Origin of the sequence: Tidjanibacter massiliensis, from assembly GCF_900104605.1 — a bacterium.
GTDB lineage: Bacteria > Bacteroidota > Bacteroidia > Bacteroidales > Rikenellaceae > Tidjanibacter > Tidjanibacter inops.
On sequence record NZ_LT629960.1, the window covers coordinates 1739375 to 1751158 of the forward strand.

At 56.1% G+C, this 11784-nt stretch carries 9 protein-coding genes and 1 tRNA gene; 3 read left to right on the top strand and 7 right to left on the bottom strand.

The window, feature by feature from the left end:
• Nucleotides 1-32 precede the first annotated feature (32 nt).
• Both BQ5361_RS08395 and BQ5361_RS08400 read right to left on the bottom strand, forming a co-directional pair.
• Complete coding sequence (locus tag BQ5361_RS08395) at nucleotides 33-1289, bottom strand: peptidase U32 family protein (protein ID WP_035474152.1); 1257 nt, start codon at nucleotides 1287-1289, stop codon at nucleotides 33-35.
• A gap of 69 nt (nucleotides 1290-1358) precedes the next feature.
• Nucleotides 1359-2333 carry a polyprenyl synthetase family protein gene (locus tag BQ5361_RS08400; RefSeq protein WP_035474131.1) on the bottom strand — a complete coding sequence of 325 codons (975 nt, stop codon included), beginning with the start codon at nucleotides 2331-2333 and terminating at the stop codon, nucleotides 1359-1361.
• 228 nt (nucleotides 2334-2561) lie between these two features.
• On the opposite strand from BQ5361_RS08400, the gene BQ5361_RS08405 reads away from it, so the two are divergent.
• Nucleotides 2562-3572: an ROK family protein gene (locus tag BQ5361_RS08405; RefSeq protein ID WP_022063305.1), complete on the top strand. Its 1011-nt coding sequence runs from the start codon at nucleotides 2562-2564 to the stop codon at nucleotides 3570-3572.
• 250 nt (nucleotides 3573-3822) lie between these two features.
• Nucleotides 3823-4824, top strand: a complete 1002-nt coding sequence (locus tag BQ5361_RS10885) for a GNAT family N-acetyltransferase (RefSeq protein ID WP_046445437.1) — start codon at nucleotides 3823-3825, stop codon at nucleotides 4822-4824.
• Nucleotides 4825-4923: 99 nt separating this feature from the next.
• Here the strand turns inward: BQ5361_RS10885 and BQ5361_RS08415 are convergent, their stop codons facing one another.
• On the bottom strand, nucleotides 4924-5661 hold the full coding sequence (locus tag BQ5361_RS08415; RefSeq protein WP_035474133.1) for a hypothetical protein: 738 nt from the start codon (nucleotides 5659-5661) through the stop codon (nucleotides 4924-4926).
• A 222-nt stretch (nucleotides 5662-5883) separates the two neighbouring features.
• On the opposite strand from BQ5361_RS08415, the gene BQ5361_RS08420 reads away from it, so the two are divergent.
• A tRNA-Ser gene (locus BQ5361_RS08420) sits at nucleotides 5884-5973 on the top strand.
• Nucleotides 5974-6345: 372 nt separating this feature from the next.
• Here BQ5361_RS08420 and BQ5361_RS08425 read toward each other — a convergent pair.
• The 4 genes from BQ5361_RS08425 to BQ5361_RS08445 all read right to left on the bottom strand — a co-directional run bounded on the left by BQ5361_RS08425 (nucleotide 6346) and on the right by BQ5361_RS08445 (nucleotide 11732).
• Nucleotides 6346-8973 (bottom strand): M64 family metallopeptidase, encoded by a 2628-nt coding sequence (locus tag BQ5361_RS08425; protein WP_161940445.1) that lies wholly within the window; start codon nucleotides 8971-8973, stop codon nucleotides 6346-6348.
• Between the two features lie 480 nt (nucleotides 8974-9453).
• Entirely contained in the window at nucleotides 9454-9915 is a 462-nt protein-coding gene (gene bcp / locus BQ5361_RS08435; RefSeq protein ID WP_022063309.1) for a thioredoxin-dependent thiol peroxidase, read from the bottom strand.
• Nucleotides 9916-10030: 115 nt separating this feature from the next.
• Nucleotides 10031-11272, bottom strand: a complete 1242-nt coding sequence (locus BQ5361_RS08440; RefSeq protein ID WP_035473952.1) for a 3-deoxy-D-manno-octulosonic acid transferase — start codon at nucleotides 11270-11272, stop codon at nucleotides 10031-10033.
• Nucleotides 11273-11366: 94 nt separating this feature from the next.
• Complete coding sequence (locus tag BQ5361_RS08445; RefSeq protein WP_022063311.1) at nucleotides 11367-11732, bottom strand: YraN family protein; 366 nt, start codon at nucleotides 11730-11732, stop codon at nucleotides 11367-11369.
• Nucleotides 11733-11784: the final 52 nt, after the last annotated feature.

Below are 11784 nucleotides of genomic sequence, written 5' to 3' on the forward strand. Positions count from 1 at the left end.
GTATAAATATTTAAAATATCCCACGCGATATCCTACTGCGTGACCACCTCCGATGCGGGGACGATTTTATAGAGTTTGTCGCCGCGGCGGACAGGCCCCGGCGTCTTCACCGAACAGAACACCCCCTGCGGCGCTGTTTCTGCCGGACGGTCGGCCACATAAACCTCGTCGGCACTCCCTTCGAGGGCACCGGTCGTTTCACCGAGAACCACATAACGGGCACCCCGTTCGAGCGGTGAAGCCTCCACCTGTATCTCCGCAACGCCTATCTTCTTGAAGAAATTGGTGATTTTACCCACATACACCTTCCGTACCGTCGCCGACGACCCGTAATTGGCACTGAGTTCGACGACAGGCGCACCCTGATAATAGCCGCCCCAGAAACCGCGGTTGAACACCTCCGCAAGACGTTCCGTCCAGACGGCCGCCCGTTCCGGAGAGTAGGTTCCCTCCTCGATGGCCCGCAGTGCCTCGTCGTACGTCTCGACCACCCGCTTCACATACTCCGCCGAACGGGCACGTCCCTCTATCTTCAGCACACGCACGCCGGCCTCTATGAACCGGTCGAGGAAAGGTATCGTGCACAGGTCTTTCGGAGAGAGCAGGTAACGTCCTTCCACGGCGATGGTTTCACCGGTATCCCGGTCGCGCAGTTCGTAGGAACGACGGCATATCTGCCGGCACGCTCCGCGGTTGGCCGACTCCCCGCACTCGTGCAGGCTCAGATAGCATTTACCCGATATACCCATGCAAAGGGCACCGTGGGCGAACATCTCTATCTTGACCGGCCGCCCGGAGGGACCGCATATGCGCTGCGCGAGGATATTGTCGTATATCTGCCGTATCTGTCCGAGGTTCAGTTCGCGGGCGAGCACCACCACGTCCGCCCACCGGGAGTAGAAACGCAGTGTCTCGGTGTTCGACACGTTGAGCTGCGTGGAGATATGCACCTCCATGCCGACACTCCGCGCATAGAGGATAGCGGACTGGTCGGAAGCTATCACTGCATCCACTCCCTCGCGCAGGGCACAGTCCACGACCCGACGCATCTCCTCCACCTCGTCATCGTAAAGTATCGTATTGACTGTCAGGTAGGTCTTGACACCGTACTGCCGGGCTGTCGCCACGATGCGCGCGAGGTCGTCGAGGGTAAAATTGGCCGCCGACCGGGAACGCATGTTCAACTGTCCCACGCCGAAATAGACGGAATCGGCACCGGCCGCCACGGCCGCCATGAGCGATTCGTAGGAACCGACCGGGGCCATTATCTCTATGTCGCTGCGTTTTATCGCCATGATATCGTAATCGTTAATGGGCCGAAGCGGCAGAACCCCTCTCCGCCGGCGGAACCCGCCGCATCAGCTCAGCCGTTTGGTCAGTTCGAGCGCGAGCCGCTCCATCGGCTCCCGCCTCCCGCCCGATACCGACAGAGCGGCGAGCGCCTCCGTCGCACGGGCCGTATAACGCTCCACGGCCGTTTCTGCCTGTTCGCGCACACCGAGCGAGTCGTAAATGGCCAGCACCCGCGCCACCTTCTCGTCGGCTATCATCTCCCGGTTGTGCATCAGGCCTCCCAACTTTCTGCGCGTATCCTCGTCGGCAATCTCCATCGCTGCGGTGGTCAGGAACGTCTTTTTCCCCTCGGTAATGTCGCCCCCTATCTTCTTCCCGAGCGAATCCTGTGTACCGTAACTGTCGAGAATATCGTCACGTATCTGGAATGCCATGCCCAGTTCCGTAGCGAAGGTGTATATTCGGTCGCAGTCCTCCTGCGAGGCCCCGCCGCAAACCGCACCTATGACGGCGGCACCGGCGAGCAAGACGGCCGTCTTGAGCGATATCATGTGCAGGTAATCCTCCATGGGAACCCTTTCGAGCGCTTCGAAATCCATGTCGTACTGCTGTCCCTCGCACACCTTCAGCGAGGTATCGTTGAAGATGCGGAAAATACGGGGCAGGATGGCCGGGTCGGCCTGTTCGAGCAGACGGTAGGAGTAAATCATCATGGCATCGCCCGAAAGGATGGCGCTGTTGACACCCCATTTGCGGTGTACGGCAGGTTTGCCGCGGCGGACGGCAGCATTGTCCATGATGTCGTCGTGCAGCAGCGTGAAGTTGTGGAAAACCTCCACCGCCGCAGCACACGGCAGCGCACACGCCACGTCGTCGCTGAATATGTTGCATGCCATCATGGCCAGCAGCGGCCGGAGCCGTTTGCCGCCCTTGCTGAGCGAATAGACAATGGGCTCGTAAAGCGTATCCGGCTCTTCGGGAAAGGGAAGTGCATGGATGTACTCCTCTATGATGGCTGAAAGTTCTTCTTTGCTGTACATGTTTTCCGGGTTGGTTCGGTAAGTTGCATATTGTCGGGACTCCGCAGCCCCGCTCTCGTTTTCGATGCAAAGATAGGTAAAGCCCGGACAATTATTTTGCACAATCCTTGCATTTGGATAAATTTACATCCCGGTTCGCGGGATTCCGCGGACAGGTGCCCGCAGCCGGTACGGGTACGGCTGAACCACGGGAGACGAACCGGCAGAACATCAAGGGATAACGGAGACATGACGGAAAAACTGGCCATAGGAGTCGACGTCGGCGGTACGAATACCGTGACGGGACTCGTAGATACGGAGGGAAAGACGCACGGGGAACGCAGCTTCAAGACCAGGGAGTACCCCTATTTCGAGGATTACGTGGAACGCCTGGTGCAGGACATCGAGTCGCTCAGGCGCATCGCCCCCGGTACGGAACTCGCGGGCATAGGCATCGGGGCTCCGAACGGCAACTATTTCAGCGGCGTGGCCGAGAACCCAATCAACATCCGGTGGTATGAACGGAACCGGGACGGCTCGCAGGGAGCGCAGATACTGACCATCCCGTTCGTGGAGACGGTCAAGAAACACTACCCGTCGCTGCCGGTCGTCATCGACAACGACGCCAATGCCGCCGCCATCGGCGAAATGATATACGGCGGAGCGCGGGGTATGCGAGACTTTATCGAAATAACGCTCGGCACGGGACTGGGCGGCGGCATCGTTGCCAACGGCGAAATGGTGTACGGCTACGGTGGGACGGCCGGCGAACTCGGCCACATCACGGTCAGGCCCGGCGGGAGACTGTGCGGCTGTGGACGCCGGGGATGCCTCGAGACCTATGTCTCCGCCACCGGCATCGTGCGTACCATGCTGGAGATTCTCGCGGACGATACGCGACCAAGCAGGCTCCGGAGCGTTCCTGTGGAGAAGATAGACTCCAAAATGATAGCCGAAGCCGCCCTGGACGGCGACGAACTCGCACGGGCCGCCTTCGAGGAGACAGGCCGGATACTCGGCGAGTCGCTGGCCAATTTCGTAGCCTTTTCTTTCCCCGAAGCGATATTTCTTTTCGGAGGGCTGGCCAAATCGGGCAACCTGCTGTGGGAACCGACCAAACGGCACATGGAGACCAACATGCTCCGCAACTACAAGGGAATGGTCAAACTGCTCCCCTCGGGCATCGACCGGGCCAATGCGGCCATACTCGGCGCATCGGCACTGGTATGGAAAGAGCTGCGGAAACTCGAACGCAGATAAATCCCGCCTGCGGAACGCCGAGGCATCCGCGGAGCCGCGTCCGACTATCTTTACCGACCGGGCTTGCGTTTCTATGCCGACAGCATCCTGCAATGCGGCCTATCTCTTCACGGCCCGCGAATGCAGGCTGCAGAGGCGATATGCACCGGCCTCCATTGTCCGGCTTCGGGAAACCGCCGGATACCGCACCGGCCATCTCCGGCCAGGGGCCGCATACGAACGGACACGCAATTTTCGACTCGAACCGAACATGGAACACGAACCCCGCATTCTCTCCGTCAGGGAACATCCCGAATACGCACGGCAGGCCATAGAATATATCTCCTCCCGCTGGCGGGAGGTGCCGCAGGCGCTCTACGATGATTGTATTTCGGAATCGCTGTATGCTGTTGGCCCCCTGCCCCAATGGTATCTCCTTTTGGATTCGGAGAGGATTGTCGGCTGTGCGGGACTCATCTCCAACGACTTCATCAGCCGTGGCGACTTGTGGCCGTGGGTGTGCGCACTGTATGTGGAAGAGACTTTCCGCGGACGCGGCTATGCCGGCCTGTTGCTGGAACGGTGCCGCAGGGATGCGGAACGTTCGGGATACCGGGCCCTCTATCTCTCGACCGAACTGGAGGGCTATTACGAGAAACACGGTTACGATTACATAGGCGAAGGATACGGCCCGGACGGAGGGGCGATACCAATCTATCGTTTCGACATACGTGCCTCCGCCCTGCTCGCCTCAGGCGGATACGTCGTCCGGCCCGAACGGCCCGGCGAGGAGGAGGAACTCTGCCGCCTCGTCCGGACGGCTTTCGAAACAGCGACGGTCAGCGACGGGACGGAACAGGATTTCGCCGCCCGGCTGCGCAACAGCCGGGACTACATTCCGGAACTCGCCCTTGTGGCGACCTGCAAGGAGAGGCCCGTCGCACACGTCATGTTCACCCGGACACGGGTGGAACGCCCCGACGGCCGGCTCTTCGAGGGGCTGCTCGTCGCACCGCTCTCCGTACTCGCCGCCCACCGCGGCATCGGCCTGGGCGCGGCACTGCTCGAAGAGGGCATGCGGCGGGCCCGCGTCATGGGATTCGGCGCAGCATTCCTATGCGGCAATCCCGCCTACTACCACCGCTTCGGCTTCCGTTCCACAGCCCGTTACGGTATCCGGCCCACAGGCGACATTCCACCGCAATTCGTAATGGCCGCCGAGCTCCGTCCCCGGGCACTGCAAGGCATAACCGGCACCGTCTCCTTCTGCTGACCGCCCCCCTGCACCCTATCGCCGCACCGGCTCCGATACACAGCGACACCCACCACTGCGAAAAGGCAGACCCTATACATGTATCTCTCCAGGAATCTCCTACGACGCGGGACCGGCCTCCGTCAAGAGACCGTCCGGTTTTTCCTCCATCCCGTCATAACCGCTGTCGGTCACACCATACTCCTCCTCGATGCCGTCTATGACCTTCTGTATCTCGCCGAGCACTGCTTCGATAGCTTCCTCGTCGACTATCGTACCGTTCACGGACAGAAACTCGCACATATAATCGCTTTCCAGCCAAAGCCCCCACCGGTCGTACACGCTCCCGTCGCGGAATACAAGGTAGTCCTTATCGTCATTGTATGTCAGGGCGCCGCGCTTCTTGCTGTTATAAAAATCCATCACGCTGCCGAAATTGCCGAACGCCTCGTAGCACCGGATGATATACAGCAACAGATGTTTGTTCCGAACGTCCGGCATGAGCGCCGAAGCCTCCAACATCTCCAGCGCATCATCCGTATAGGAATAGGGCTGCAAATACGATATCGCATGGGCGTACATCCGCAGCGTATCCGGCGGAATGCTCCTGTAATCCCTCGAAAGCATCTCACGGCCTATGTGTACGTCAGCGGCGATATAATCCATGGCCTCGTGCAGCTTCATGACATTCTTCTCCAGCTCTATCTTGATAAGCCGCATATTCTCCTTGATGTTTTTTCTGACGGTATGGTTCGTAATCATGGCCGACCCCGCAAAAGTCACGGCGACACCGAGTATTACGACCGAAAGTTCCCGCAGGTAATCCCCCGGCCGGAATTTATCGAGAAATTTTCCCATTGCTGCAACACTGAATCGTAAAGCGTTGCAAGATACGAAAATATTGACCGGTCTGCAACGGATACCGCCGCACGGTAAACCGCACGACGGCATCCGCAGGTTCGCTCCCACCGGACAATCCGGCAAATTTAAAGACGCAATTTTTTTGACCGGGTGGTTAATTTGCAAATTATTATTACTTTTGTAGCCCGTAAGCAGACACTCGTTCGTCTGCGAAACAAGGGAAAGATGCCGGAGTGGTCGAACGGGCCGCACTCGAAATGCGGTGTACGGGTAACTGTACCGGGGGTTCGAATCCCTCTCTTTCCGCCAAAAACGAACCGCACCGCAGGGTACGGTATCTAACAAAGGCAACTTGCAAGTTATCTTGAAGTTGCCTTCCATTTTTTCAGGGACTTCCTGCCAGAAGTTCGTCTTTGCAATATTCCCCCTACAAAGCAAAACGAGCGAAGCGAAAGCAACCTCTTCTTTCCACAGACAACGCGCACAGGACATTATTTACAGTGACTTAATTTCCTCAGTGATATAAAAGAAGACTAAAAAACACCTGACAAGTATCCTGTTCGCGGGTCTTTCTCAGTGCCCAAAGAGCCACTGAATTTGACAACAATCAATTGTACAGTCTGTTACACTCTGAGCTTGGAAGCTGAAAATCAATTTCACATCCCAAAATCATTTAAGGGTTTAAAACATTCTCCCTTCGTCGCTGTCTTTTTCGAGAAATTTTTCGAACGTATAACCTTCACCGGATAGTTCCAATATCCGTTTTACAATCAACTCTCGGCAAATCGCCGCGAAATACAGCGTCGTTGATGTTCGCATAATGCTTTGATTTTCAGACCTCCATACACCAAGGTTATATCCAGCACCACCTTCGTAAACGCTGACATATGGGAATTGTGGATGGTTTATCAAATGCGCCCAAGAAACGGTTGCGGGATCGTTCGATACAGAAACATTCAAAGAGAATCTTGATTTTTGCTGATTTTCTATCAAGCTAAGTTTCTTATATTCCGGTATCTCTTGACTGGGAAGCAATGCCGAATTACCGTATTCCTCGGCCAACCACCCGAAAGCATGCCCGACAGTCTCGTGGATAAAAATTCCACGCATGTATAAACGATCCTGGATACACCCTGTAAAAGCACAAGAGGGGCGTTCCACATATCCCGTATTAGAAATATACGTATGAGTCATGCCTGCATATATGTTGTTTACCATTGCAGACCATACATCGACACTACTGAGTTCCGGGCTTATACTACCGTATTTTTGGGGAATATAAATCCTTGATGAATGAATTATGTCAAGATCGTCATTATTGCTCCCTGTCAGTCCTAATGCCGTTTCGGTATCTCCGGCCATTATGGATGTAGCAATATGATCCTTCTTTGATACAGCATACACCATATACACATCGAAATATTCCCTGTAGGATTTGGTAGGCTCTATTGCGAAGAACGACTCCATGGCAAACTCCATCATTTGCCGGTACCAGCCCGTAGCAATATCGACATCTGTGAAGGCTTCGCCTATCAACGCGATGCCGATACCGTTTCCGCGTGTAGCACGCTGGAGTACCTCGTACTGTTTGTCCATCGAGAAGTCCGTGCTTTCATACTCGCTCTGTCCGAAAATATCGCAGACAATCGTGTTCAACTCACTCGCATGCTGAAAAGACAACATATCCTCGAACGTTTCCCGTTCGCCGAGCGATTCGAAAAAGTGAGGAGCCCGACCGCCCACAAACATGTCGGCCACAAGCGCCCCGTCTTGCTTGCAGAGCAAATAGCTGGGATAGGGGTCTGAAGGCAATACGAACCGTTCGCCATCCGCATCGTGATAGTCCGTACAAACGTACCACGGCACAGCGTGTTCCTGCACGTAGGCCTGCGCCGCCGTCCGGTATGCATCGCCTTCAGGCGTGACGGCAATGACGTCGAAGCCCTGCGTATGGAACAGTGTATAGAGACGTTTTACCGTCGTCTCCATGAATCGGACGGACTCCTCCTGCAGAGGGTTCCATGCGAGCAGCATGGTCAGTTTGTTCCGGCTGTAAATGTCGCGGACACTGACCTCCCCGCCCGAAACCAAATCGCATATCGTAAAGTCCGGCACACTCAATCCATCCAGAAAAAATGTATGTTTCCCATCATAGTATTGTCTTATGCCAGCCATACATAGGCGTCCCGGTTCATGATATTGCATAAAAGATTCGGGCCAACCGTATAGTTTATTATTGTTGAGAACAATCTCCACCGAACGACCGTTTTCGAACAGAGCCGACCAATCCGGTATGTAACCTTCGAAATGGTTGTAAGACAGATTCATGTACCGTACTTTGCCCATTGTCTTCCATTCGGGAAGATTTCCTCCCAACGCATTACGGCTAAAGTCGATATGTGAAAGGCGCGACAGGTCGGCCACTTGCTCCGGCAGAGTTCCCGACAGATTGTTATCCGCGAGCTTTAGGGAGATGACGTATCCCTCCTCATCGGTTTCCACCCCATACCACTCGTTCAGAGGCTTGTCGCTGCACCAGTTGTCGTTGTGCGTCCAGCCGTCGCCGCCCGTAGATTCGTACAGTGCCGTGAGCGCGGTCAGCTCCGGCGCGGGATCCACCCACGCTTCCTGTATGACAGTCAGCGTATCGCAGAGCTTCGTCTCCGTGCTGCGGAACAGCACCACGCCCCTGCGTTCCCGCTCCTCGGCATTGGCGGCAATGCGGAAGACGTGTGCCGTCGTTTCGAGCGCTTTCGTATCGGCCGACGCTTCCGCCTCTTTTATCCATTGCTGTCCGCTCTCTACGACCGTTTCGTATGCGACGTTGGCCTGCACCTCCACGGTCAGCGTCTGCTCCTCGCAGGAGACTGCATAATCGTTTTGTCCGGACAGAATCGTATTCTTCTGACGCTGACGGACTGCGATGCGCTCCTCGCGCGTCCCGGCACGCAGCACGAGGAACACTCCCCGTTCGGAATAGGTGTCGTTCTCTCCGACGGTCACCTGCAGCCGCAGGTTCTCGCCCGCTTCTCCCGAAGAGGGGGTTACGCCGCACCATGCGTCGGCGGGCGCAGCGGTCTCCGGCGTTTCTATCTTCGCCTCCCACGGTGTGTTCGTGGAGAAGACGAGCAGATCTTTTCCGCCCGAAGCATCGAACGGATAGAGTTCCGACCGAATGTTCAAATAAGGCTCCTCGGCTTCTACTTCCGGCCCTTTGGTACACCCCGTGAAAATTACGGCTACCAGTACGAACGTGACCAACAATGCCAATTTGACAATGGATGATATTGTGTAAATATTTTGTTTCATCGCGTCATATATGGAAAATACGTAATGGAGATGCATGCTCGATTATCTGCAATTTAATGACTATTCATTAAGCAGCCAAATTTAAAAATATATCAAGGAAAAAGAAGAGCGTTTGGGGCATACGACACATCGGCGAATCCGAATTATCCTTATCTTTTATATATTATGCGGAACCGATGAACGGGAAACGACGCATAGCCTCTCCTGTTTTAAAACTTATTCAAGTGCTTGTGGTTACAGCATAGCTATACAACCATTCGAAAACCATATCGCCGAATACCCCTGTATTTTATCCGAACGGCAGACACCGGTGGATTCCCGATACTGTTCGCCGAAATGGGGAAAGTCGGCGCCTGCCTTTCGGATGCGGAAAGGGCGGCCCGTTCCCACGGATTCCGCGCCAGCTTTTATCCGGCCGACGAAGTACGGAAAACGAAGCACCGCAACAGAGACCCGGGCCGGTACCAGACTGCCGGAAGACTACTTCATGCCATAGGAATCCGCTATCTGACGGAAATGGTCTTTCGTATTGACTTTCGGAAATACCTTTTCGATATATCCCTCGCCGTCTATGACGAACGTGGTGCGCAGAATACCCATGTATTCACGACCCATGAACTTCTTCTGCCCCCATACGCCGTAGGCGGAAGCGATGGATTTGTCGGTATCGGCTATCAGCGTGAACTGCAGCCCGTGTTTGTCGGCAAACCCGCGGTGCGACTTTTCGCCGTCGGGACTCACGCCGACGATTTCGAAACCGTTCCGCTTCAACTCCGCATAACCGTCCCGCAGACTGCATGCTTCCGCCATACAGCCGGTCGTATTGTCTTTCGGATAGAAATAGAGTATCAGTTTCTTTCCCCTGAACTGTTCCAGCGAAACGGCCTTACCGTCCTGGTCGATGCCCGTAAAATCAGGCGCCTTGTCCCCTTCCTTCAACATGGGTCATACTGTTTTTATGAATCTCCCTGCCGGATATCCGACATGTATTTGCAAAACTGCGGCTGCACGACAGACCAACCGGACGGTTCCTTCCGCTGTCCGCAGCCGGCATGGGTCACTCCCGTTCCTGCCCCTCGAAAAGTCCCCGCAGGATTATTTCCGTCGCACCGCGGTGGGAACGCACATACGCACCGGCCTCGGCTGCCGCCCGGCCGTATGCCTGCCGGTCACTCTGCAGCGAGGCGAGCCAGACGGCAAGCTCTTCGTACGAAGAGATACTGCGGGCGGCGCCGAGGCTTATCAGGTCGCGGGCTTCCCGGAACTTCGCATAATTCGGGCCGAAAGCCACGGGAATCCCGAATGCAGCCGCCTCAAGCGTATTGTGAATCCCGACGCCGAACCCGCCGCCTATATAAGCATACGAACCGTATCCATAGACCGATGACAATATTCCTATGGTATCGATGATAAGGAGCTGTTTCTCCCCTCCGTCGTCGGCTTCGCCGTATTCGGTATAGCGGACCGCACCGCCCCTGACGGCTCCCGCCATCTCTTTTATCCGTTTCTCGTCCATCTCGTGGGGCGCAACGATGAATTTCATCCCCGGATTGGCATTGATGAGCCGGACGAGTATCTCTTCGTCGGGAGGCCACGTACTGCCCGCCACGAAAACCGTACCGCCGGCAGCGAAATCCTCCACAGCAGGCAGCCTGCGGGCCCCGTCGGCTATTCGCCCGACACGGTCGAACCGGGTATCCCCCGCGACGGTGACATTCGTGACGCCTATCCCGGCGAGCAGCGCCTGCGAATCGGCATCCTGTACGAACAACCGACGGAAAGAACGGAGCGCCCGACGGAAAGCTCCCCCCCACGGCCGGAAAAATATGGAATCGGGCCGGAATACAGCCGATATTATATAGGTAGGTACCTCCCTACGGGAGAGCTCCGCAAGGTAGTTCAGCCAAAACTCGTACTTGATGAAGACAGCCATCTCCGGTTTCACCGTGTCGAGAAAACGGGCCGCATTGCGCGGTGTATCGGCCGGCAGGTAGAAAACCCAGTCGGCCCCGGAGTAGTTCCTGCGTATCTCGTACCCGGAGGGCGAAAAGAAAGTGAGGAGTATCTTATAAGAGGGATAATACTCCCTGACGGCCTCCATTACGGGCCGGCCCTGTTCGAACTCGCCGAGCGACGCAGCGTGGAACCAAATTATCCTTTCGCTACTGCCCACGGCCTGCTCCAGCTTACGGAAAATGTCCCTGCGTCCCTGATACCACAACGCGGCTTTCCGCATGAACGGGGAGACCATCTTCACGGCACCGGAATAGACACCGATACCCAAATTATACCACCACATCTGCAAGCATCTCTTATCGTGTCGTACACCGCGGCCGGTATGCCGGCGCGGCCGCACGGCGCGAAAGTATAAAATTTTGGCCGGACGGACAAACCTACCACCTGAGCGTTACGGCATCCGGCACATAACGTACCTCCGTACTTCCGTCCGGAGCATACTCCACGGCTATCAGGTCTATCTGACAGTCGAGCATCACCCCGCAGGTCTCTATGTAACAGTTGGCCGCCCGGAGCAGTGCCCTGCCCTTGGCCGGGGTCATCGCCTCTTCCGGCCGGGTCAGTCCCCCTTCGCGGCGCAGCTTCACCTCCACGAAATGCACCCGATCCCCGCGTGCGGCTACAATATCCAGTTCATAACGGCCCATGCGCCAGTTACGGTCCATGATGATGAATCCGTGCGCCCTGAGCCATGCCACCGCAAGTTCCTCCCCTGCGGCTCCGAGTTCTCCGGTTCTCGACATATCCGTATCCGATAATAACCGACAGCCATGCCGTATCTCCCCTGTCATCCCG